This window comes from Pseudooceanicola marinus (assembly GCF_020177265.1).
GTDB classification, from domain to species: Bacteria; Pseudomonadota; Alphaproteobacteria; order Rhodobacterales; family Rhodobacteraceae; genus Pseudooceanicola; species Pseudooceanicola marinus_A.
The window spans coordinates 165,635-187,857 of sequence record NZ_JAIVMC010000007.1 but is presented as its reverse complement, the minus strand read 5'-3'; the positions used below and the strand labels follow the sequence as shown (position 1 = coordinate 187,857).

The 22,223-nt window shown below is 68.4% G+C and carries 17 protein-coding genes; 9 read left to right on the top strand and 8 right to left on the bottom strand.

Annotated features, from left to right (window positions below; translation table 11 throughout):
* Positions 1-192 precede the first annotated feature (192 nt).
* Both LC066_RS13455 and LC066_RS13450 read left to right on the top strand, forming a co-directional pair.
* Positions 193-876, top strand: a complete 684-nt coding sequence (locus LC066_RS13455) for a tyrosine-protein phosphatase (protein WP_224899882.1) — start codon at positions 193-195, stop codon at positions 874-876.
* A gap of 92 nt (positions 877-968) precedes the next feature.
* Positions 969-2,861 (top strand): ABC transporter ATP-binding protein, encoded by a 1,893-nt coding sequence (locus tag LC066_RS13450; RefSeq protein WP_224900226.1) that lies wholly within the window; start codon positions 969-971, stop codon positions 2,859-2,861.
* On the opposite strand, the gene LC066_RS13445 is transcribed toward LC066_RS13450, so the two are convergent.
* Positions 2,842-3,312, bottom strand: coding sequence for a glycosyltransferase (locus LC066_RS13445; protein WP_224899878.1), 471 nt, complete (start codon positions 3,310-3,312; stop codon positions 2,842-2,844). The genes LC066_RS13450 and LC066_RS13445 overlap by 20 nt on opposite strands.
* A gap of 66 nt (positions 3,313-3,378) precedes the next feature.
* Here LC066_RS13445 and LC066_RS13440 point away from each other — a divergent pair, with 66 nt between their 5' ends.
* Together LC066_RS13440 and LC066_RS13435 are read left to right on the top strand one after the other, a co-directional pair.
* Complete coding sequence (locus LC066_RS13440) at positions 3,379-4,134, top strand: YgfZ/GcvT domain-containing protein (protein WP_224899875.1); 756 nt, start codon at positions 3,379-3,381, stop codon at positions 4,132-4,134.
* Positions 4,131-4,964, top strand: a complete 834-nt coding sequence (locus LC066_RS13435) for a fructosamine kinase family protein (RefSeq protein ID WP_224899872.1) — start codon at positions 4,131-4,133, stop codon at positions 4,962-4,964. Before LC066_RS13440 ends, LC066_RS13435 begins: the two co-directional genes overlap by 4 nt.
* 373 nt (positions 4,965-5,337) lie before the next feature.
* Here LC066_RS13435 and efp read toward each other — a convergent pair whose 3' ends face one another.
* Positions 5,338-5,901 (bottom strand): elongation factor P, encoded by a 564-nt coding sequence (efp, locus tag LC066_RS13430; RefSeq protein ID WP_222477978.1) that lies wholly within the window; start codon positions 5,899-5,901, stop codon positions 5,338-5,340.
* A gap of 219 nt (positions 5,902-6,120) precedes the next feature.
* Here efp and LC066_RS13425 point away from each other — a divergent pair, with 219 nt between their 5' ends.
* Both LC066_RS13425 and LC066_RS13420 read left to right on the top strand, forming a co-directional pair.
* Complete coding sequence (locus LC066_RS13425; RefSeq protein WP_097145801.1) at positions 6,121-6,441, top strand: DUF6280 family protein; 321 nt, start codon at positions 6,121-6,123, stop codon at positions 6,439-6,441.
* An 87-nt stretch (positions 6,442-6,528) separates the two neighbouring features.
* Entirely contained in the window at positions 6,529-8,007 is a 1,479-nt protein-coding gene (locus LC066_RS13420) for a cobyric acid synthase (protein WP_224899869.1), read from the top strand.
* Between the two features lie 69 nt (positions 8,008-8,076).
* Here LC066_RS13420 and LC066_RS13415 read toward each other — a convergent pair whose 3' ends face one another.
* The 3 genes from LC066_RS13415 to LC066_RS13405 form a co-directional block, all read right to left on the bottom strand.
* A complete protein-coding gene (locus LC066_RS13415; RefSeq protein WP_224899866.1) occupies positions 8,077-9,420 on the bottom strand; it encodes a hypothetical protein in 1,344 nt (447 codons plus the stop codon).
* Positions 9,421-9,493: 73 nt separating this feature from the next.
* Positions 9,494-10,930 carry a TolC family outer membrane protein gene (locus tag LC066_RS13410; protein WP_224899863.1) on the bottom strand — a complete coding sequence of 479 codons (1,437 nt, stop codon included), beginning with the start codon at positions 10,928-10,930 and terminating at the stop codon, positions 9,494-9,496.
* A 73-nt stretch (positions 10,931-11,003) separates the two neighbouring features.
* Positions 11,004-11,657: a protein-L-isoaspartate O-methyltransferase family protein gene (locus tag LC066_RS13405; protein WP_222477970.1), complete on the bottom strand. Its 654-nt coding sequence runs from the start codon at positions 11,655-11,657 to the stop codon at positions 11,004-11,006.
* Between the two features lie 296 nt (positions 11,658-11,953).
* Here LC066_RS13405 and LC066_RS13400 point away from each other — a divergent pair, with 296 nt between their 5' ends.
* Together LC066_RS13400 and LC066_RS13395 are read left to right on the top strand one after the other, a co-directional pair.
* Positions 11,954-12,958 (top strand): GSCFA domain-containing protein, encoded by a 1,005-nt coding sequence (locus LC066_RS13400; RefSeq protein WP_224899859.1) that lies wholly within the window; start codon positions 11,954-11,956, stop codon positions 12,956-12,958.
* A 137-nt stretch (positions 12,959-13,095) separates the two neighbouring features.
* Positions 13,096-14,466 carry a dipeptidase gene (locus LC066_RS13395; protein WP_224899856.1) on the top strand — a complete coding sequence of 457 codons (1,371 nt, stop codon included), beginning with the start codon at positions 13,096-13,098 and terminating at the stop codon, positions 14,464-14,466.
* Between the two features lie 76 nt (positions 14,467-14,542).
* Here LC066_RS13395 and LC066_RS13390 read toward each other — a convergent pair whose 3' ends face one another.
* A complete protein-coding gene (locus LC066_RS13390; protein ID WP_224899853.1) occupies positions 14,543-15,373 on the bottom strand; it encodes an inositol monophosphatase family protein in 831 nt (276 codons plus the stop codon).
* A gap of 75 nt (positions 15,374-15,448) precedes the next feature.
* The gene (locus LC066_RS13385) at positions 15,449-18,598 is read right to left on the bottom strand and encodes a transporter substrate-binding domain-containing protein (protein WP_224899850.1); all 3,150 of its coding nucleotides are present in this window, start codon (positions 18,596-18,598) and stop codon (positions 15,449-15,451) included.
* Between the two features lie 142 nt (positions 18,599-18,740).
* Here LC066_RS13385 and LC066_RS13380 point away from each other — a divergent pair, with 142 nt between their 5' ends.
* On the top strand, positions 18,741-19,553 hold the full coding sequence (locus tag LC066_RS13380; protein WP_224899847.1) for an IclR family transcriptional regulator: 813 nt from the start codon (positions 18,741-18,743) through the stop codon (positions 19,551-19,553).
* A 55-nt stretch (positions 19,554-19,608) separates the two neighbouring features.
* Here LC066_RS13380 and LC066_RS21530 read toward each other — a convergent pair whose 3' ends face one another.
* Positions 19,609-22,221, bottom strand: a complete 2,613-nt coding sequence (locus LC066_RS21530; RefSeq protein ID WP_224899845.1) for a methyl-accepting chemotaxis protein — start codon at positions 22,219-22,221, stop codon at positions 19,609-19,611.
* Positions 22,222-22,223 lie beyond the last annotated feature (2 nt).

Below are 22,223 nucleotides of genomic sequence, written 5' to 3'. Positions count from 1 at the left end.
CTCAAGAGGGGGCAGCGCCCCCTGCCCCCGGCCTGCCCACGCCTTTCTCCGGCCCCCCTTACCGCTGCCCTCGGCCAGATCGCTACGTCACCCCCACCACGCTTGCGCGACGGCCCCTGCTCGCCTACATGGGGGCGGGTTTCGCGGGGACGCGCCGGTACGGACGCCGGAACTGACAGACAAGGGTTCGGGATGACACTGGCTGACAAGATCCGCAAGTTTGAGCGCGACCTGCGCGACCACTACAACACCGATCTTTCCACGCCCGAACTGCGGCGGCGCGCGAATGTCTACAACCTCTGGTTCGATCACGCCGCGCTGCGCATCCTGTGGACCAACTTTTTCCAGATCGCCCCGGGCGTCTGGCGCTCGAACCACCCCACGCACCGGCGTTTCGCGAAGATGAAGGCCATGGGCATCACCCATGTCCTGACCCTGCGGGGAGACAAGCCGACGGCGCACTACCTGACCGAGGTCGAAAGCTGCCGCGAACTGGGCCTGACGCTGATCGCGCGCCGCCTGCATGCCCGCAAGGCCCCGAGCCGGGAGGAGGTGCTGGCAGTCATCGAGACCCTGCGCACCATCCCCCGCCCGTTCGTGATGCATTGCAAGTCCGGTGCCGACCGGGCAGGCTTGGCCTCGGCGATCTACCTGATGGTGATCGAAGGCCGCCCCGTGGAAGAGGCCCGCAAGATGCTCTCGCTGAAGTACATCCACATCCGCAAGAGCAAGACCGGCGTGCTCGATCACCTGCTCGACGTCTACGCCGCGCGCAATGCGAAAGAGCCGATCGGCTTCGAAGACTGGATACGGACCGAATATGATGCGGACAGGATCAAGGCAGACTTCCGCGCCCTGCCCTGGTGGCGCCGATGACTGACGACAATACCCCGAAGAGCACCACCCCGACCGGCGCGGCGACAGGTAGTCCCCGCCCGGCTGACAAGGCCTCCAAGCCCGCCCCCACCATGGGCGGCAAGCCTGTCCCCGGCACGGAGGCCCATGTGCCCGGCCGCATCCTGGCGCGCTGGCTCTGGGTCAACTACCTGAAGAAACACAGCTGGACGCTGATCGCCGCCTTCGTGCTGATGTCGCTGGAGGGCTCGATGCTGGGCGCACTCAGCTGGATGATGAAGCCGATGTTCGACACCGTCTTCATCGAGGGCCAGACCGGTGCGCTCGGCTGGGTCGGAGCCGCCATCCTGTCGATCTTCATAGTTCGCGCGCTCAGTTCCATGGGGCAGAAGGCGCTGCTGGCACGCGTGGGCCAGCTAAATGCGGCGGACCTGCGCATGGACCTGCTGGCGAACCTCATGCGCCAGGATGGCACCTTTCACCAGACCCATCCGCCGGGCTTCCTGATCCAGCGGGTGCAGGCGGACGTGGCCGCCGTCAACGGCGTCTGGACCGCAATCCTGACAGGCGCGGGCCGCGACCTGATCTCGCTGGTGATCCTGATGGGCGTGGCGATCTCGGTGGACTGGCAATGGACCGCCGTGGCGCTGATCGGCGCGCCGATCCTGGTGGCGCCCTCGATGATCGTGCAACGCTTCGTACGTGCCCGCTCGCGCGAGGCGCGTGACCTCGGCGCCCGGCTGGCCACCCGCCTGGACGAGATTTTCCACGGCATCGTCCCGGTGAAGCTGAACCGCCTGGAGGAGTATCAATCACGACAATACGGCGCCCTGACTGACGACCTGGTCCGCGCCTCGATCCGCTCCACCATCGGCACCGCCTCGATCCCCGGCATGATCGACATCATGGCCGGCATCGGCTTCCTGGGCGTGCTGATCTTCGGCGGCTCCGAGATCATCGACGGCGAGAAAACCGTGGGACAGTTCATGTCCTTCTTCACCGCCATCGGATTTGCCTTCGAACCGCTGCGGCGCCTGGGCGCCGTTTCGGGCACCTGGCAAGTGGCCGCCGCCGCGCTGGAGCGGATCAAGGAACTGATGGAGACGAAGCCCTCCCTCGTCTCCCCGGCCAATCCCGTCGCCCCGCCGAAGGGCATGCCGGGCGTGACCCTGACCGATGTCCACCTCTCCTACGGCGAGACGCCGGTGCTGAACGGCCTCAGCTTTACCGCGCGGCCGGGGCAGACCACGGCGCTGGTCGGCGCGTCGGGCGCGGGCAAATCCACCGTCTTCAACCTGCTGACCCGGCTGGTCGACCCGACCTCCGGCAAGATCGAGATCGACGGCGTGCCGGTCTCGGCCATGTCCCTGCCTGACCTGCGCAGTCTCTTCTCCGTCGTGTCGCAGGATGCCGCCCTCTTCGATGAGACCCTGCGCGAGAACATCCTGCTGGGCCGCACCGATGTCAGCGAGGACCGTCTGGCCGAGGTGCTGGCCGCCGCCCATGTCAGCGACTTCGCCGAGAATCTGCCCCAGGGTCTCGACACGCCAGTGGGCCCGCGCGGGTCGTCCCTGTCGGGCGGGCAGCGTCAGCGGGTCGCCATCGCTCGCGCCCTGCTGCGCGACACGCCGATCCTGTTGCTGGACGAGGCGACCTCGGCGCTGGATGCGCAATCCGAGGCCGTAGTGCAGGCGGCGCTGGACCGGCTGGCGGAAGGACGCACGACGCTGGTCATCGCGCACCGCCTGTCCACCGTGCGCGGCGCCGATCAGATCGTGGTGATGGATCGCGGCCGGGCCACCGACCAAGGCTCTCACGAGGAGCTGATGGCGCACGGCGGGATCTATGCGCATCTGCATGATCTTCAGTTCCGCACCGATGGTCGCACCGCCGATCGCATGGCGCTGGAACAGGAACGGGACCGCACCCGCAATCGCGGCCGCGCTGCGGATGCCGATGACGCCGGTATTTTCCGGCGCGCCTTCCTCAGGCTGTTCGGCGGCTGACGGGGCGGTTGCGCGCGGACCAGACCCGCGCGCGCCCCAGGCGTCCGGCCCGCCAGTCCACGGCGCGGATCATCAGCGCCCGGTCGGCCCCTGGCGCCAGGACCCGCGCCCGCAGATCGCCGATCCGGCCCTGCCGGAAGACCCCCGGCGCCCTCGCGCCCAGGTGATCCGCCGCGGCCCGGGTCCAGCCACTTTCGGGCCGGTCGCATTGGTCGAGAAACAGCAGCCATTCGCCCTGCGCCTCTGCAGCGGCAGCGTTGCGATCCCCGCGCACCACCTCGGCGCCGATCGCCTCGGCGATCTCGGCAGTGGCATCGGTCGAACCCGCATCGGCGAAGATCAGCTCCCGCAGGATCCCCTCCTGCACCGCCTCGAAGATCAGCGGGGCCAGATCCGGCAGATCCCGCTCTGCATTTCGCGTGGTCACGATCACCGAAATAGCTGCGCGCATGTCACCCCCTGTCGGCCAGTTCCTCGGCCCGCTATAAGGGAGCAAATCGAAAACCGGGAGTCCCCGATGTCCGAAACAGATCGCCGCGTGCTGCGCCTTACCGGCAACGATACACACGATTTCCTGCAGAACCTCGTCACCAACGACCTGGGGCGCCTCGACCAGGGGCCCGTCTACGCCGCCCTGCTGACGCCCCAGGGCAAGTACCAGGCCGATTTCCTGCTGGTCCCGCAGGGCGATGCTCTGCTGCTGGACGTGGCCGCCGATCTGGCGCCTGCGCTGCTGCAGAAGCTGACCCTCTACAAGCTGCGCGCCGACGTGCAGATCGAGGACACCGATCTGAAGGTCTACCGCGGCACCGGCGAGGCGCCCGAGGGCGCCGTGCCCGATCCGCGTCACCCGGCGCTTGGCTGGCGGCTCTACGGCACCGAGGCGGGCGATGACGGCAGCGATTTCGTGGCCATCCGCGTGGCTCATTGCATCCCCGAGACGGGGATCGAGCTGACGCCGGACACCTTCATCCTGGAGGCCGGGTTCGAGCGGCTGCACGGGGTCGACTTCCGCAAGGGCTGTTTCGTCGGCCAGGAGGTGACCGCACGGATGAAGCACAAGACTGAACTGCGGAAGGGCCTGCGCCGCGTCGCCGTGGAGGGCAGTGCGCCCCCGGGCACCGCGCTGGCAAGCGAGGACGGCAAGGCCGCCGGCACGCTCTACACCCAGGCGGGCGGCGAAGGCATCGCCTACCTGCGCTTCGACCGTGCCACGGGCGTGCTGAGCGCCGGCGACGCCCGGGTCACCGCCCTGCCCGACGCGCCCGAATGAGCGATCCGTCCTCCGCCCTGCTGGCCGACCTGGTAGGCCAGCCCGTCACCGGGATGCGCCAGTTGCAGGGCGGCGACCTGTCGGAGGTGCGCCTGCTGACGCTGGCGGACGGCAGCCACCGGGTTGCCAAGCTGGGCAGCCATGCCCGCGCCGAGGCCGGCATGCTGGAGGCGATGGCGCGGACGGGGGCCCCCGTGCCCAAGGTGCTGGAGGTGCGGCCGCTGATGCTGATCCTCGAACACCTGCCCGAAAGCCACGCCCTGCCCGGGGCCTGGGGCCGCCTGGGACGCCGCCTACGCGCCATGCACGACGCGCCGGCGCCCGAGGGTGCGGGCTATGGCTGGCCCGAGGACTATGCCTTCGGCCCGGTGCCCATTCCCTGCGGCCTGCCCGGTGAGGCGCCTGGCACGGCCACCGACTGGCCCCGCTTCTGGGCCGAGGCACGCCTGCTGCAGGGGATCGAGACCCTGCCCATGCCGCTTGCGCGACGGATCGAGGCCCTGGCGCAGCGGCTGCCGGACATGCTGCCCGCCGCTCCGCGGCCCTCGCTGCTGCACGGCGATCTCTGGGCCGGCAACCTGCTGTTCGGCCCGTCGGGCAATGTCCATCTGATCGACCCCGCCTGCGCCCGCGGCGATGCGGAGGTCGACCTGGCGATGCTGCATCTCTTCGGCCAGCCGGGGCCGGGGTTCACCGCCAACTACGGCTCCCTGCCGCCCGGCTGGGGCACGCGCCGGGTGATCTACCAGCTCTGGCCCGCCCTGGTTCACCTGCGCCTCTTCGGGCCCAGTTACCGCACGCTTGTCGAGGACCTGCTGGACCGGCTCTGAGCCGCGTCTGGCGGCTCCTGCGCCAGGACAACAGGCCGCAGGGCCGCGTTGCAGCGCCGCCACAGAAAATTGCACAAATTTCAGGCAAACGCGCCAATCTGTCCAGGTCGCGACGCACCGGCAGCCTTGCGCTGGACAGGCACGCGCGGCCAAGCCGAGGGAAATTGGGGGCTGAAGCGCGCCTAAATGGCGGAAATTTCACCAAGCTGCCAAAGCCAGAATGGGCCGCCGCAGCCATGCAGCCGCTTCATATGCACTGGGAAGATGCAGCTTTTCGGAGCGGGCAACAGCCCCCCAGATGCCCGCTGAGAACGTGAAAGGCCGCGCGTCGCGCGGCCTCCTTATCAATCCGATTCCGCCGCGGCGGGCACGCTCAGGCGCGTTCGGCGTATTCCATGGTCTCAGTGTTGACGACGATGTCCTCGTCCTGGCCCACGAAGGGAGGCACCATGACCTTGACGCCGTTGTCGAGGATCGCCGGCTTGAACGAATTCGCCGCCGTCTGACCCTTCACCACCGGCTCGGTCTCGACGATCTTGCAGGTCACCTTCTGCGGCACCGTGGCGTTCAGCGCCTCGGACTCGTAGAATTCCACCACGATGGTCATGCCGTCCTGCAGGAAGGGCCGACGATCGCCAAGCAAATCAGCGGAAACCTCGACCTGGTCGAAGGTTTCGATATCCATGAAGTTCAGCATCCCGTCGCTTTCGAACAGGAACTGCATGTCCTTCTGCTCCAGCCGCACACGCTCGACCTTGTCGGCGCTGCGGAAACGCTCGTTCAGCTTGGAGCCGTTGCGCAGGTTCTTCATCTCGACCTGGGCGAAGGCGCCGCCCTTGCCGGGCTTGACGTGGTCCACCTTGACGGCCGCCCAGAGGCCACCGTTGTGTTCCAGCACGTTGCCGGGACGAATTTCGTTTCCGTTGATCTTGGGCATTCGGGAAGCCTGCGTGTTGATCCGTTTCCGGGCCAGCCTATATATGGCCTTCAGCCCCGTGACAAGTCATCGCCACGGGGGTGTCACGCTTGGGTGTGGCCCAATGAGCCATGCGGTGAACGCAACGCAGGGATGCGTGATTGCGCTATCCGAATCGGTTCTTTTTGGTCATAAGGGGCGGCACGCCCGAAACACAAGAGCAATAAGCAAGGACGGATCATGAAAGATTTCGTTGACGGCACCGCCTTCAATAACGAACAGGGCAACCGCGCACGCAAACTGTTTGCCGCTGTCGTACTGGCGGCCCTCGATGACGCCATTGCAGACGACAAGAAATACGGCAACGGCCCGGAACAGATCGCCCGCTGGGCCCGGTCTCGTGACGGCCGTGAAGTTCTGTCCTGTGCCGGCATCGACCCGAATGAACGCGTGGTCGGTGGCCTGATGGAGTTCGTTTCCAAAGGTGTCCGGACCTCCGTCGCCCTCTCGCGCGAAGAGAGCGAGCGTCGCCACGCAGCGGAACAGGCCGAAGCGGCCTGAGCCCATTGACGGAACCAGCCCAGCCGGTTTCGCCATGAAAAACGCGCTCCGAAAGGGGCGCGTTTTCCTTTTGACAAGGGGGGTATCATGGCCCGCGCGATCATGATTCAGGGGACCGGCTCCAACGTGGGCAAGTCACTGCTGGTGGCCGGCCTTGGCCGGGCGTTGACCCGGCGCGGCCTGCGCGTGGCCCCTTTCAAGCCGCAGAACATGTCGAACAATGCCGCAGTGACGGCGGACGGCGGCGAGATCGGCCGCGCCCAGGCCCTGCAGGCTCGAGCCTGCGGCCTGCCGCCCTCGGTCCACATGAACCCCGTCCTGCTGAAGCCCGAAAGCGAGACCGGCGCCCAGGTCATCGTCCAGGGCCGGCGCCTGACCAGCAGCGCCGCCGGCGACTACCCCGCCCTGCGCGCGGGCCTGATGGACCGGGTGCTGGACAGCTTCCACCGCCTGGCCCGTGACACCGACCTGGTGCTGGTCGAAGGCGCAGGCAGCCCCGCAGAGATCAACCTGCGGGCCCGCGACATCGCCAACATGGGATTCGCCCGGGCGGCGGGCGTGCCGGTGGTGCTGGCAGGCGACATCGACCGGGGCGGTGTCATCGCCCAGATGGTCGGCACGGCCGAGGTGCTGGACGCTGAAGACCGGGCGATGATCCGCGGCTTCCTCATCAACAAGTTTCGGGGCGACCCCCGCCTCTTTGACGAAGGCTACGCCGCGATCGCGGGGCGCACCGGCTGGCCCGGCCTGGGCGTGCTACCCTGGTTCGCCGAAGCCTGGCGCCTGCCCGCCGAGGACCTGATGGATCTGGACCGCCCGGCGGATGCCCCCGCCGCCGGCGCGGCGAAGATCGCGGTGCCCCGCCTTCCCCGGATCGCCAATTTCGACGACCTGGACCCGCTGGCCGCCGAACCGGGCATCACGCTGGACCTGGTGCCGCTTGGCCGCCCCCTGCCCGCCGATGCGGCGCTGATCCTGCTGCCCGGCTCAAAAAGCACCCGCGCCGATCTGGCGGCCTTCCGGGCGGAAGGCTGGGATATCGACCTGGCGGCGCACCTGCGCCGCGGCGGCCATGTCATGGGCCTCTGTGGCGGTTTTCAGATGCTCGGCCGGACCCTATCGGACCCTGAGGGCCTCGAAGGCCCTCCAGGCGTCACGGAAGGGCTGGGACACCTGCAGATCGACACCGTGCTGCACCCCGAGAAACAGCTGCACCTGCGCCAGGGGTCCCACCCGGCCAGCGGCAACCCGGTCGAAGGCTATGAAATCCATCTGGGCGAGACTACCGGCCCCGACACGGACCGCCCCTGGCTGCAGATCGCGGGTCGCCCCGAGGGCGCCATGTCGGAGAATGGGTTGGTGCGGGGCAGCTACCTGCATGGCCTCTTCGCCGCCGACGGCTTCCGCGCCGCGCTGCTGGCGGAGCTTGGCACCCCCGCCTCCGCCCTGCGCTACGAGACCGAGGTGGACAGCGTCCTGGACCGGCTGGCCGACCACATGGCGGCCCACCTCGACCTGGACGGGCTTCTGGCGATGTCAGGGGAGGTCAACGCCCCGGCGGGCTGATCAGGCCACACGGGCGCGACAGGAGCACACCAAGCCCGGGCACTTGCGGCCCGCGCCCCCGAGCCGGCCTCAGATGTAATCCTTGCTCTGCAGCGCGCGCTGGATCTCACGGCGCACCAGCTTGCGCACGTTGCGGGTGATCCGCTCGCCCAGGGCACCCTGAAGCTCCTGCCGCAGGATCTCGGAGACGAGCTCGCGCAGGGCCTCCTCATCCACGGTGACGCTGCCGTCGTCCGCGTCATCCTGATAGGGATCAGCCAGTTCGGATGGCGACTGCGCCGCGCCGCCAACAAGGGCGTCATGCTCCGGCATCGCGTCGAAGTCCGCCTCGGGCAGCGGATCCGTCCTGTTGCCATCCAGGAAATCGGCGTCCTGTGTCGGATCATCCGCATCCGGTGCGACGAAACGGTATCCTTCGGGGGCCTCTGTTGCCGGCTCGTCCTCGGCCTCGACCGGCTCCGGCTCTGCCACCGGCGTCACGGTCTCATTGCGGCGGAACAGCGACTCGAAACTGCGGACATTGTCGCCCTGCCCCTCGACCAGTTCCGCGTCCTCGATGTCGTCCCGCAGCCCGGACCGGTCGTGGCGTGGCGCCGGGTCGGTATCGAAATCAAGGCGGCTGAGAACCGCGTCCAGATCGTCGAACCGCGCATCCTCCGCGGCCTCGTCCTCTGCGGTATCATCCTTGGCGGGGTCATCGGCCATGTCTTCGACGGGAGCGGCGTCGACGTGAGCAGCGGCGGCCAGCGCCTCGGCAGCACCATCGCCGAAATCGGAGAAATCGGTGGACCGGGCATGATCGGCGTTCAGCGAGGCGAGCATCTCGTCGAAGTCGAACTCGTCGTCGTCATCCTCCGTGCCCTCCAGCACGTCATCCTCGGGCTCTTCATCTTCGCGCTGCGCACCCAGGACGTCGTCCTCCGCCGCGTTCCCAGTCAGATCATCATCGCGCTGTGCCCCGGTATAGGCGGGCACCCAGCTGCTGCCGTCGAAGGCCACCGGCGCATCGTCGAAGCCGCGCAGGGCGGCTTCGTCCGACACCTCGGCAAAGGGCGCCTCTTCGATCTCTTCCGCGAGAGGGTCTTCAGGGTCGTTTTCCGGGGCAAAGGACAGGCCGGCATCGGCAAAGCTGTCGCTCAGATCATCGTCAGCAGTGCCGATCGCGGTCTCCGCGTCCCTTTCGGGAGCGCTACCCGGCTCCGGATCGGCCACGCGCAGATGCGGCGCCAGAATCAATTTCTCGGGCGCGGCGGGGGCTTTCTCTTCCGGAGCCGCCTCGCCCTTGCGCCCGAAGGCCGTGGGCCCCTTGCGGGCCTCCTCGGGCTGCGTCTGGGCGCGCACTTCTTCCGATACCAGCTTCCGAATGGAAGCCAGGACATCCTCGATCTGGACGTTGCTGACAGGGTCGTTCATCTGCTCTAACCGTTAATCCCCAAGCCCGAAGTCTAGCCCGGGCAAGGGTTTTTCACAATGGATGAGCAGAGTTTTACTCTTTCCCGATGCGGCGCAGAACGGAATCGAGCTTCCGCCCCTGGGAGGAGATCCCCGCCGGCGCATCCTTGACCATGTTGTAGTAGGCCGCCGGGTCGTAGATCTCGACGTTCAGGCCGAGGTTCTCTGCCGTCAGCAGCCCCATGGTGGACAGCAGCGAATAGCGCGACAGCACCTCGTCGACCTGCGAGGACAGGTAATCGACGCGGGCATCCAGCAGCGCCTGTTCCTGGGTCAGCACGTCGAGCGTGGTGCGCGACCCGAGGTTCGCCTCTTCCCGGACGCCCTCGAAGGCCACCTCGGCAGCACGCACCTGTTCCTCGCCGGCGACCGAGGCCGCACGGGCAATCTGCACGCCGGAGAAGGCATTGCCGACGTTCTGGGTCACATCCGTGCTGACCACGCGCAGGTTGGCCAGCTGTGCGTCCCGGCTCAGGACCGCCTGGCGACGGGCCGACGCGATGGCCCCCCCGCTGTAGATCGGGCCGGAGGCGCCGAGGCCGATGGAACGGCTGTTGGTGGTGAAGTCATTGTCCAGGTCACGGGAGATCGACACGCTGGCCGACAGGTCGATGTCGGGCGCCACCTGAAGGTCGGCCTGCCGCATGCGCAGCTCTGCCACCGTCACCTGACGGCGGGCCGCATTCATGCTGGGATGGGTCTGCAGGCCGATATTCACGGCCTCGGACACCTGGCCGGGCACCCGGCCCAGGCGGGCGGGCGGCGCCAGGTCGCCGGGCTTGTGGCCCACGGCGGCCTCGTATTCCAGCTGCGCCTGGATCAGCGAGCCCTGCGCGGCGGTCAGGCCCGACCGGGCCCCGGCCAGCGCGGCCTCGGCCTGGGCGACATCGGTGCGGGTCACCTCACCCACCTCGAACCGGTCTTGCGCGGCCCGCAGTTCCTCGCTCAGAAGGCGGACGTTGGCACGGCGCAGCTGCAGCGTCTGCAGGGCGCGGCGCACTTCCATGTAGGCACTGACGGCGCGCAGCAGCACCTGCTGCTCGATGGCCAGCAGCTGCTGGCGGGTCACCAGGACGGTTTCCTTGGCGATGTCGAGACCCAGCTGGCCCTTGCCGAAGTCGAACAGGGTATAGCTGACCGAGAGGCCAGCCCCGAGCCCGTTGGAGGTCACGCCGGTGGCATCGTTGTAGTCGCTGGAGGCGTTCGCGCTCCAGGCCAGGACCGGGCGCAGCGCCGCCAGAGCGCCGGCGGCGTCTTCATCGGTGGCCTTCAGCAACAGGCGGTTCTGCTCCAGCAGGCCCGAATTACGATAGGCATCCGCCAGGGCCTGCCCCAGCGTTTCCGAACTGGCGGCGCCCGGCAGCGCCACCAGAGCTGCGGCGCAGGCCGCCCCCGACAGGAGCGCCCGTGCCGATTGCCGCAGCCCGGCAAAGATTCCGCGACGCCGGGGCGCCTTGACCTGTTCCATCATCCTGTTCTTCCTCGTTCCGCCGGTTGGCCCGGCTCAGTTTGTTTGAGACGCGGCGCCTGACCGACCCGAAGGATCAAAGGGTGAAGGCCGCATGTCGTTCGAAACCGGGCAGCACCGGTGCTCCTGCATTGAAGGAGAAGCGCCAGCTGATCTTGCCGTCGATCTTGTAGCCGACACGCACGACACCCAGATGACCCTCGGCGAAAAGCACGCAGATGCGACCGCCTTCCTTCAGCTGGTCGGTGATCGCCTCGGGCAGGTGTTCCACCGCGCCCTCGATCAGAATCACGTCGTAGGGGCCGTGTTCCGGCGCCCCCTCGGCCAGTTTGGCCTCGTGCAGGATCACGTTGTCGGCGCCCAGATCGCTGAGGATCTGCTGGCTATCGCCGGCCAGTTCGCTGTCTTCCTCGACGGCGATCACGGCCTCGGCCATGCGGGCGATGACGGCGGCGGAGTAGCCCTGGGCGGCGCCCAGATCCAGCACCAGCTCTTCGGGCTGGATGTCCAGCGCGTCCAGCATCTTGGCGAAGGTGCGCGGTTCCAGCAGGACGCGGTTTCCGCCGAGGGGCAGGTTCTCGCCCAGATAGGCGGCCTCCTTGCGCTCCTGCGGCACGAACAGCTCGCGCGGAACCGAGAGCATGGCCTCGATAATCGGGAATTTGGTCACGTCGGAGGGGCGGACCTGCGCATCGACCATCATCGTGCGGCGGGCGGCGTAGTCGGTCATAACTAGACTCTTTCGTTCAGAATCCTCTCGGACCCGGTTGTGCCACAAGGATGCGACCACGGCAACGCCGCGATGTCCTGCATTCGCGCATTGCGCTTCCGGGGTCACATTTTGCATCGCTCCGGCCGGAACAGCCACGGCGATTGAAGGGATATTAACCCACCCTGCCCGATTGTACCGCCAAGAATCGACGCCAGGAGGCGCCCATGAGGGATATGTCAGAAGACAGGCAACAACCGTCGCAGAGGCCGCAGACTGATGGCCGCCACAGGCTCGCGGGTCCTGCCGCCAGGGGCATGGCGCCTGACGGCGAAGGGGTCGTCGCCCGCGCCCTGCGTAATCCCGCGCGCCGCTACCCCGACCGGTCCGACGCCCGCAGCGCCGGGGGCATGCTGCGCCCGCAGATCACCCCGAGCTTCCACCTGGCCCCGAATGGCGGTGTCTTCACCATTGGCTCCTGCTTCGCCCGCAATGTCGAAGACGCCCTGATCGCCGCCGGTCTGGAGGTGCCCACCACCGCCTTCAGCGCCCCGCTGGAGGAGGCACCGGGGCGACCGAACCGTCTGTTGAACCAGTACAACCCCGCCACCATGCTGCAATGCCTGCGCGATGCCGAAACCGGCGAAACCGGCGCCGGCCTCTACCGGCTGCCGACCGCCGCCGGAGCGGATCAGGGCGAGGCAGGCCAGGCTGCGGCGGAAGACCAGGAGATGGTGCAGGATTGCCTTTTGGCCACCGGCGGGCGCGCCGTGGCCCGCGCCCGTGCCCTGGAACGGCGCGCCCAGATCCGCCGACTTTACGCCGAAGGGCTGGCGTCCTGCGATACCGTTGTGGTCACCCTGGGCCTGGTCGAATGCTGGTTCGACCAGTTCGAGGGCATCTACCTGAACGAGGTGCCAAACCGACGCCTGCTGCGCGCCGAGCCCGAGCGCTTCGTCTTCCGCCGGCTGGACACAGCGACCTGCCGCGACATGCTGTTCGAGATGATGGACCGTCTGGTCACCGAGGGCGGCCAACGGGTGCTGCTGACCCTGTCGCCCGTCCCCCTGCAGGCCACCTTTGTCGAAGGCGATGCGATCATGCGCAACGCCTATTCCAAGGCTGTGCTGCGCGTGGTGGCCGAGGAGGTCGCGGAGCAGTTCGACGGCGTCGACTACTTTCCCAGCTACGAAATGGTCACCTCGATGGGCCTCGCGGCCTTCGACAACGACAATGTCCACGTCCGCCCCGCCGTGGTGTCCGAGGTGATCGCCCATATGACGGCCCATTACCTGCGCGGCTCGATGGAAGGGGCCGCCTGAACGGGAGGCGCGCGCGGGATCGCCTGCCGCTTGGGCGCAGCGCCTCCGGGGCCGCGCCGCGCGGGGATACCGCTCTGGCCATTCGCGCGCGAACGGGTCTAGCTGGGGGCAAGGATCCCCAGACGAAAGACCCCGCGATGAATTGGACCGGCTATCTCGACGCCAACCAGGCGCGTTTCACTGAAGAGCTTCTCGGTTTCCTGCGCATCCCCTCGGTCTCGGCCAAGCCCGAGAACACCGGCGACGTGATGCGCGCCGCCCGTTGGGTGCGCGACCGGCTGGAGGCAGCGGGCGTGACCGGGGCTGAGATCCTGCCGACCGACGGCCACCCGGTCGTCCTGGCGGAATGGATGGGCGCCGGACCGGAGAAGCCGACGATCCTGATCTACGGTCACTTCGACGTGCAACCCGCGGAGCCCTTCGAGCTGTGGCACAGCCCGCCCTTCGAGCCGGAGGTGCGTGACAACCGGGTCTGGGCGCGCGGCGCCTCGGACGACAAGGGCGGCATGCTGATCCCCATCCTGGCGGCCGAGGCGATGATGAAGACCGACGGCAGGCTGCCGGTCAACGTGAGGTTCTTCTTCGAAGGCCAGGAGGAGATCGGCTCCCCGGACCTGCCGCCCTTCGTGGCCGAACACGCCGACCGGCTGAAGGCCGACATGATCTTTTCCGCCGACGGATCACAATGGGCGCCGGGGCAGCCGCAGATCGTCGAGGCGCTGAAAGGGCTGGTCAGTCTGGAGGTGCATGTGCAGGGACCGGCGGCGGACCTGCATTCCGGGCAACACGGCGGCGGCGTGGCCAACCCCGGCATGGCTTTGGCGCAGATCCTGGCCTCGATGAAATCCCCCGAGGGGCAGATCACCGTCGAAGGGTTCTACGACGACGTTCTGCCGCTGGACGCGGAGACCCGCGCCGCCATCGCCCGCGTGCCCTACGACGAGGCGGGCTATCTCGCAGAAACCGGCGCCCCTGCTGTGCTGCCCGAACCAGGCTATACGGTCCGCGAAAGCCTCTGGGCCCGGCCCACGCTGGAGGTGAACGGCATGACCTGCGGCTGGCAGGGCGCGGGCACCAAGACGGTGCTGCCCGCCCACGCCAGCGCCAAGATCACCTGCCGCCTTGTTGCCGGCCAAAGCCCCGAAGCGGTTTTCGAGACGATCCGCGCCCATGTGGCCGCCCATTGCCCACCGGGCATCACGGCGGAGGTCACCCAGAACCCCGGTCGGGCCGAGCCCTTCCAGGTGCCCGCCGGCCACAACGCCACCGCCATCGCCGCACAGGTTCTGGAAGAGGTCTACGGCCGCGCGCCTTACCGCACCCGTGTCGGCGGCTCGATCCCGGTCATGACCACCCTGCTGGGAGAGCTCGGCGTGCATGCGGTGATGTTCGGTTTCGGCCATGGCGACGAGAACATCCACGCCCCGAACGAGTTCTTCCGGCTGGATGCCTTCCGCACCGGCCAGCTGGCCTATGGGCAGCTGATGGAGGCGCTGGCCCGCGTCTGAGGCGCGCCGCGCCGTTGGACTGGAAAGGGGCGGCCCGCCGGGACCGCCTCTTTTCCATGATCCTGATCGGCGCGCCTCAGACGCCCGCGGGCAGCCACAGCGCCGGATCCTCGCCTGCCTCGGCCCGGCCCATGACCATCAGGGGATGGGCCGGCCCCGCGGGCCGGTAGCCCGGCCTGCCGCCGGACCAGACCGCGCCCCCGCATTCCTCGACGATCAGGACGCCCGCGGCATGGTCCCAGGGTTTCACCACGGGCGCCAACATCAGGTCGGCGTGGCCAAGGGCCATCATGCGGTATTCATGGCAGGAACAGCGCAGGGTGAAGGCATCGCCGAACCCCTGCGCCTGCTGCCAAAGGGTGGCGCGGTGTTCGGGCACATACAGGCGCAGCGGCACGAAGGCCTGCCAGCGGTCACGCGGCCGCGCCGGCGGGCCGGACAGGCGGCGCGGCGCCGCATCGGGACGGCAGAACCAGGCCCCGCCCCCGGGGGTGGCCGTGATCCAGTCGTCCAGCACCGGGTCATACAGCAGGCCGAAGATCGTCCGCCCGCCCTCGACCACCGCCAGGATCACCCCGAAATTGGCCAGCCCGTTGGCAAAGTTCCAAGTGCCGTCGACCGGGTCGATGACCACCGCCAGCTCCGCCTCGGCAAAGCGGTCGAGGATCGTGGGATCCTCCGCCACCCCTTCCTCACCGACGACCAGGGCGCCCGGCAGCAGCCGCTGCGCGGCGGCGGTCAGCCGCGCCTCGGCGGCGCGATCGGCCACGGTAACCAGGTCATCGGGGCCGCTCTTGGTGTCGATCTGGTCGGCCGAAAGGTTGCGGAAACGCGGCAGGATCTCCGTTCGCGCGGCGTCGCGCACGGCCTCGATCAGGCCGGTCATAACGTCATCTGTCAGGGGCATGGAACGTCCGTTTGCAGGTCTGTTTTCAGGTCTGTCTTCACCTCTGGGACAGAGCCGGAAGGCGGCGCCGGGCGCCTAGCCCTCCAGCTCCTGTTTCAGGGTCTTCGCCAGGTCCACCGGCGGGCAGGGTTTCTGCAGCGTGGGCGCGACCACCGCGCCCATCTCGGCCTCCAGCAGCCCGGAATAGCCGGTCATGTAGACCACCGGCATGTCTGGCAAGCGCTTGCGCACCTCGGCCGCCAGTTTGAACCCGCCGATCCCCCCCGGCATGACCACGTCGGTCAGCAACAGGTCGAAGGGCTCGCCGGCCTCCACCAGGTCCAGGGCTTCGCGCCCCGAACTGGCCGGCAGGACCTCGTAATTCAAGGAGCGGACGACCTCGGTCACGATGCTCAGCAGGCTTTCCTCGTCCTCGACCACCAGGATTCGCTGCCCCTGCCCCTTCGGCGCCTTGGCGCGCTTATGCGGGGCCTCGCGCCGGTTGTCCTCGGTGCCGCGTGGCAGGACCAGGCTGACGGTGGTCCCCAACCCCTCCTCCGAATAGATCCGCAGCTCGCCGTTGGACTGTTCGACGAAGCCATAGACCATCGACAGGCCCAGCCCGGTGCCGGAGTTCTGCCCCTTGGTGGTGAAGAAGGGATCAATGGCGCGGCGGCGCACCTCCTCGGTCATGCCGGGGCCGTTGTCGGTGACCGAGAACTCGACGTAGCGCAGGTTCTGGCCGTCGTCTTCCCCGCCGCCGGAGCGGTAAAGGCTGGAGCGGCTGTCGACCTCCGACAGGCTGCGCACGCTGACGCTGATCCGGTCCCCCATGCCGGCGGCGATGATCGCGTCGCGGCTGTTCAGCACCAGGTTCAGCAGGGCATTTTCCAGTTGCCCCACATCGCAGAAGACGCGCAGATCCTCGTCTTCGTCGTTGATGACCAGGTCGATGCTCTTCTCGATCGTGGGTGCGGCCAGGTCGCGGAAATCGGCCAGCACGCGGGACGTCTTCACAGAGCTTTCCATACCCGGCTGGCGCTTGGCGAAGGCCAGCAGCCGCTTGGTCAGTTCCGCCCCTCGCCGGACCGAGGCATGGGCCGTATCGAGGAAGGGCATCATCCGCGGCGAGGCCTCGGATTTCACCAGTTGCACCGCGTATTCGATGGTCGCCAGGATATTGTTGAAATCATGCGCCACGCCGCCGGTCAGCTGGCCAAGTGCATCGAGCCGCCCCGAGCGTTCCATCTGCTGACGGTTGCGTTCCTGTTCGGTGATGTCGTCCAGGATCACCACGGTGGCCACGTCGCCGGCATCGCGCGCCTTCACCGGCGCGGTGGACACGCGCACGTAGCGCGGCTCGTCGCTGTTGGCCCGGCGCAGAAGGGCCGTTTCCCCGCGCAGCACCTCGCCATCCATGGCGCGCGCCACCGGGGTGTGGGCGCCCACAGGCACCATCTTCTCCGGATCGACGAAGGCCAGGGTTTCCGGCCAGGGGAAGGGGATCGGGCGATCCAGCTCACCCAGCATCAGGCGTCCGCTGGGGTTTACCGCGGCGATCTGGCCGCCCGCGGTCAGGCCGATCACGCCGCTTTGCGCCGCATCCAGGATCGCGGTCAGGCGATTGCTGACCCGGCGCGTCTCGGCCGCCAGACGTTCGGCGTTGCGCCGCGCCAGCACGTTCTGCACGAGAAAGGCGGCGACCACCAACAGCGAGATCAGCACCACCCCGATCTGTGCCATGCGCAGGCGCTCCGGCGTCCAGAACTCAGGCGTACCCAGCCAGTCCTCGCGCAGGGCGATATATTGCTCCGAGCTGAGGTAGCCCGGGATCACCCCGTTCAGCCGCTCGCGCACGGTCGCCAGCCCGGGACGCAGCGCAATGGCCCGTTGTGTGACCTCGAAGGGCGGGCGCACCTCCTCAATCCGGCTGTCGAACCCGCCGGTCGCGGCAAGACGCCGGACGGTCATGGTGGGATAGAGGATCGCATCGACCTCCCCCGCCAGAAGCCCGTCCAGCAAACCGGCGGCATTGTCATAGACCTCCAGGTCCAGCCCTCCATGGGCCTCGGCCCGGGCGCGCGCCACGTTCTGCTCCCCCACGCCGACGCGCAGGCCCACAAGGTCATCGAGATCGGCGATCCCCTCGCCGCTGCCCGCCCGCACGAAGATCGAATAGGGCGACTGCTGGATCGGGGTGGTGAAATCCATCCGCCGCTGGCGATCCGCATTCACGCTGATCGGCGGCAGGATATCGTATCGATCCGGCGACGGCCCCGCGGCCCAGTCCTCCGTCGAGATTTCCTTGAACTGCAGCTGCACCCCGGCCCGTTCCGCCAGGTCGCGCAGGCTTTCGACGCCAAAGCCGGTCAGCGTCCCGTCCTCGGTCACCACCTGGTAGGGTGGGAAGTGGCTGACCCCCACGGTCAGCACATCGGGCACCGGGGCGGCCAGGCCCAGGCCCCAGCGTTCACCCAGTTCCGTCAGGGCGCCACTGTCCTGCAGGCGGGCCAGCGCGGCATTGATGCGCGGCATCAGTTCGGCCCGGCTCTGGTGCAGCAGGACGTAATGCTCCGGCTCCATCAGCGGCGGACCGACCGTGCGGACCCGGTGATCCAGGCGCCACTGGCGCAGCGTGTCGAAGATCACCTTGCGCACGCTGATCACGGCGTCGATCTGGCCCAGAAGCAGGGCGCCCAGGGCGTCCTCGACCCCGCCGTAGGGCAGGATCGTGTTGCGCTCCGCCAGTGCGCCGGGCTCGCTGCCGGTGGTGTTGCGGATCACCCCGATCCGCGCGCCTTCCAGCGTGTCAGGCGACCAGTCCGCCGGCGCATCGCTCCGGGCGATCAAGTAGACGCTGCTTTTCAGGACGGGACTCGACAGGATGTTGGTGCGGCGCAGCGCCTGTTCCCCCGATCCGCCGGCCAGCATGTCGGTATCCCCGACCATCTGCGCCGCGATCACATCAGGGGTGGACTCGTAGCCCACGAATTCGACATCGAACCCCGCCTCGCCGGCCACCAGCCGGGCCAGTTCGGCGAAATAGCCGGTCAGGGTGCCATCGGGCTGCATCTCGTAGATGCCCGCGTAGGGCGACCAGGGCACCCGTACCAGCGGGCGGTCGGAGGTCGCCTCCTCCGGGGCCGGTCCGTCCTGTGCAGGGGCCGCGACCGGGGCCGCAAGGAACAGAACCAGAAGAAGCGGACCAAGAACGCAGATCTTGAAACGGGCGAAACGACGGTACATGCGGGTTCCCTGACTGACACCACTTCCGTTCTAGGCGAAGTGATTGGCACTGCCTACTCCTCTTGCTACCAGAAACCGCGAATGCGGCGGCATCGCGGCAGCAGGGCGGCAAGGCGCGGCAGAAACGGAGCGGGGCAACGAAATGACGGGCGCGACAGGATCGGACGGGGTGAAGTCGGTACGGCGCGCGCTGGAGTTGCTACAGCTGCTTGGCCAGCAACAGGAAGAGGGGCTGGGCGTCAGCGCACTGGCGCGACGCGCGGGCCTGGCGGTGTCGACCACGCATCGCCTACTGACAACGCTGGAAGCGCAGGGGTTTGCCCAATGCGACCCCGACACCGCCAGCTGGAGCGTCGGGCGCGCCGCCTTTGCCGTGGGGGCCGCCTATGGCCGGCGCCACAGCTTCACCGGCCCCGCCCTGCCCTTTCTGCGGCGGCTCCGCGACCAGACCCATGAAACGGCCAACCTCGGTATCCTCGACCAGGATCGGCTGGTGACGATCAGCCAAGTCGAAAGCCGCGAGATCGTGCGCGCCATCGCCCCGCCCGGGGGCCAGGCGCCGATTTTCTGTTCGGGGATGGGCAAGGCCCTGCTGGCCACCTGGCCGGATGCGGAGATCACGGCGCTGGTGGCGCGGGTCGGTCTTCCGCCGATGACACCTCGCAGCCTGACCACGACCGAGGCGGTGCTGACCGACATGGCGCGGATCCGGCAACGTGGCTATGCACTGGATGACGAGGAACATGTGCCCGGCCTGCGCTGCGTCGCCGCCGTAGTCTGGGCACCAAGTGCCGAACCGGCCTGCGCGATCTCGATCTCCGGCCTTGCGGCCCGACTGACCCGGGACCGGCTGGACCAGGCCGGACAGCAAGTGCGCGAGGCCGCCCGGCAACTGACCGAACGGTTGGGCGGGGTCGCCCCGCCGGGGGCCTCCGGCGGGCCCAGGCCGGACTGATCGCGCCCGGCCCCACCACCCCTGTTCAACGGTCGCACCGCTCGCGCCCGAACGATCAGGCGACCTGCGCTGCTCGTTCGCCGCTGGTTCCGAACCCGGTATCGAAATGGGCCGCCGCCCCGTCCAGCGTCACCTTGAACTGACCAATGGCCCCGGCCATGCCCTGCGCCTCTTCGTTGAGCGCGACATTGGCCGAGGAAACCTCCTCCAGCATCGCGGTGTTCTTCATCGTCGCCTCGTCAAGGCTGGACATCGAGGCGTTGATGTCGCTCAGGTTCGCGGATTGCTCCACCACCGCGTCGGAGATCGAGGCCATCAGCCCGGTGGCCGTGCCGACCGTCTCGGAAATGTCCTCGATCGTACCCCGGGTCCGGCTGACCAGATCAAAGCCCACGTCGACCTGACGACGGCTTTCCTGCACCAGGCCGGTGATCTCCTCCGCCGCTTCCTTGGACCGCTGCGCCAGGGCGCGCACTTCGCTGGCGACCACGGCAAAGCCGCGTCCCGTCTCGCCCGCCCGCGCCGCCTCGACCCCGGCATTCAGCGCCAGCAGGTTCGTCTGGAAGGTGATCGTCTCGATCATGTCGATGATCTGCTCGATCTTTTTCGAGGAGCTGCGGATCTGTTCCATCGCGCCGATGGTCTGATGCACGACGCTGACGCTTTCGTCGGCCCGAAGGCGCGCCCGTGTGGCCGCGTCGCGTGCCTCGCCCGAGGCCTGGGCGGTTTCGGAGATCGAGGCCGAGAGCTTGTCGATCGACAGGGCGGTCGAGGCCAGGGTGCCCGCGGTCTGTTCCGACCGCGCCGCCAGCTCGCGCGAGACATTGGTGATCTCGGAGCTGGCCCCGGCGATGGACTGGCCGCTGCTCGCCAGCGTGCGCACCGAGGCCTCCAGGGTTTCCACGGCGGCATTGAAATCATCCCGCAGCTTGGCGTAACCGCCCTGCATCTCCGGCCCGATGCGCACGGTCAGATCCCCTGCAGACAGACGTTCCAGAGCGCGGGCCAGCAGGGCCACCATGGCCTCCTGCTCCTGTCGGCGGGCCTCGCGTTCGGCCTCCGCCGCGCGGGAGACCTCGGCCCGTTCCACCAGTCCGTCGCGGAAGATCTTCAGCGCCCGCGCGATGCGCCCCACTTCGCCATGCTGCCGGTCGAAGCCGGTCACCGGGCCAAGGTCACCCCCGGCCAGACGTTCCGTCGTGCGGCTGATCGCGCCCAGGGGACGCAGGATCAGCGCCCAGGTCAGCAGCAGCGCCAGCATCAACACCCCGGCGGAGGCCACGGCCATTTCCCGCATGCGACGGCCCGCGCCGGCCACGTCTTCGGTGATCGTCTCGGCCATCCTATCGATCTGGTCGCGACTGTCGGCGCCAAGTTCGGCGGCCCGCTCGGCAATGGCGATCACGCGATCCACCGCCCCGATGGAGGCGGTCTCGGCGTCCGCGGTCGCCGAGAGGGTGGCGATGCGCGCCGCCACCAGTCCGGTGTCGGGCGCGGCCAGCGCGACCAGACGGTCAATCTCTCCGGCGATGCGCCCGTCCTGAAGATCGCGCCGATCCGACAAGTGCCCCGCCGCGCTACGCAGGGCATCGGCCGCCACGCCAACCGCGTCCGCATCGGCGCCGCTGACAATCTGCAGAGCGGCGGCGGCGAAGTCCCCCAGGGCACCGTTCAGCACCACCAGGTCCATCAGGAAGCCGAATTCCTCATCCAGCAAGCCCTGGATCGTGGCGCTGTTCTCGGCACTGGCGGCCTCGGCGCCCAAGGTCAGGTCGAACAGCAGGTCGTCGATGGCTGTCGCCAGCACGACATCGCTGGACTGGCGCGCCGCCAGCACCTCGCCGCGCAGACTGTCGGCAACGATCCTGCCGCTGTCGATGGCGGCGGAAAAGACGTCCATCGCCTCGCGGACCGGCGCCGCGGGCATGGAGACGGCAGGGTTGCCCGCCAATTCTTCCAGCCTCTGATCGAGGCGCCCGGTCGCTGCCTGCGCCAGGTCGCGCAGGATCGCCGCGTCGCCCGGCCTCGCGCTGGCACCAGCGGCCAGCGCCAGGCCGGTCAGCAGGTTGACGTCCGCCCGTGTTTCCAGGACGGCACTGACGGCAGCGAACTCTTCTTCCGAAAGCTTCTGCAGCGTTCCGGCAACCGAGGCCATGGTTTCCTCGCCCCGGAGAACCACATCGAAATAGGCATCGTCGGCCAGTTCGACCAACCCGCGCTGCATCGCGCCCATCTGGGTCTGCAGATCCAGGATCAGCCCGTCTATGCGGGCCTCGCTGGCAAAGGCTGCCGCGCGGCTGTCGGCAAGGCGTCGCAGCCCGGCCGAAACCTCGTTGAAGGCCGTGCCAAGGTCGCGCGCCGCGTCAGGCGGCAGGACGGAGATGCGTCTTTCCAACTGCGACAGGACCGATGCCGTGTCGGCACGCGCCTCCTCCAACGCCTCGGGCGTGGCCGCCAGAAGGGTCCGGGTGACCGTGTCCCGGGCCAGGTCGGCCGCGCCGATCAGCTCCGCGCTTTGCTCGACCTGCACCAGCATCTCCCCGGTCAGCCGATCCATGTCCCGCGCGATCCGGTCGAACACCATCAGGGCGGTGGCGCCGCCCACGGCCGTGGTGGCCGCCATGGCAAGGAGGATCAGCGTGACCTTGGTGCCGATTGACCCCGTCACGC

Excerpts from the sequence above, each read along its gene's own strand:
- LC066_RS13385 (WP_224899850.1), bottom strand. The coding sequence starts at position 18,598 with ATGTACCGTCGTTTCGCCCGTTTCAAGATCTGCGTTCTTGGTCCGCTT.
- LC066_RS13415 (WP_224899866.1), bottom strand. The coding sequence starts at position 9,420 with ATGAACGACCCTGTCAGCAACGTCCAGATCGAGGATGTCCTGGCTTCC.
- LC066_RS13450 (WP_224900226.1), top strand. The coding sequence starts at position 969 with ATGGGCGGCAAGCCTGTCCCCGGCACGGAGGCCCATGTGCCCGGCCGC.
- efp (WP_222477978.1), bottom strand. The coding sequence starts at position 5,901 with ATGCCCAAGATCAACGGAAACGAAATTCGTCCCGGCAACGTGCTGGAA.
- LC066_RS13405 (WP_222477970.1), bottom strand. The coding sequence starts at position 11,657 with ATGACCGACTACGCCGCCCGCCGCACGATGATGGTCGATGCGCAGGTC.
- LC066_RS13420 (WP_224899869.1), top strand. The coding sequence starts at position 6,529 with ATGGCCCGCGCGATCATGATTCAGGGGACCGGCTCCAACGTGGGCAAG.
- LC066_RS13400 (WP_224899859.1), top strand. The coding sequence starts at position 11,954 with ATGGCGCCTGACGGCGAAGGGGTCGTCGCCCGCGCCCTGCGTAATCCC.
- LC066_RS13425 (WP_097145801.1), top strand. The coding sequence starts at position 6,121 with ATGAAAGATTTCGTTGACGGCACCGCCTTCAATAACGAACAGGGCAAC.
- LC066_RS13440 (WP_224899875.1), top strand. The coding sequence starts at position 3,379 with ATGTCCGAAACAGATCGCCGCGTGCTGCGCCTTACCGGCAACGATACA.
- LC066_RS13445 (WP_224899878.1), bottom strand. The coding sequence starts at position 3,312 with ATGCGCGCAGCTATTTCGGTGATCGTGACCACGCGAAATGCAGAGCGG.
- LC066_RS13410 (WP_224899863.1), bottom strand. The coding sequence starts at position 10,930 with ATGATGGAACAGGTCAAGGCGCCCCGGCGTCGCGGAATCTTTGCCGGG.
- LC066_RS13390 (WP_224899853.1), bottom strand. The coding sequence starts at position 15,373 with ATGCCCCTGACAGATGACGTTATGACCGGCCTGATCGAGGCCGTGCGC.
- LC066_RS13455 (WP_224899882.1), top strand. The coding sequence starts at position 193 with ATGACACTGGCTGACAAGATCCGCAAGTTTGAGCGCGACCTGCGCGAC.
- LC066_RS13435 (WP_224899872.1), top strand. The coding sequence starts at position 4,131 with ATGAGCGATCCGTCCTCCGCCCTGCTGGCCGACCTGGTAGGCCAGCCC.
- LC066_RS13380 (WP_224899847.1), top strand. The coding sequence starts at position 18,741 with ATGACGGGCGCGACAGGATCGGACGGGGTGAAGTCGGTACGGCGCGCG.
- LC066_RS13395 (WP_224899856.1), top strand. The coding sequence starts at position 13,096 with ATGAATTGGACCGGCTATCTCGACGCCAACCAGGCGCGTTTCACTGAA.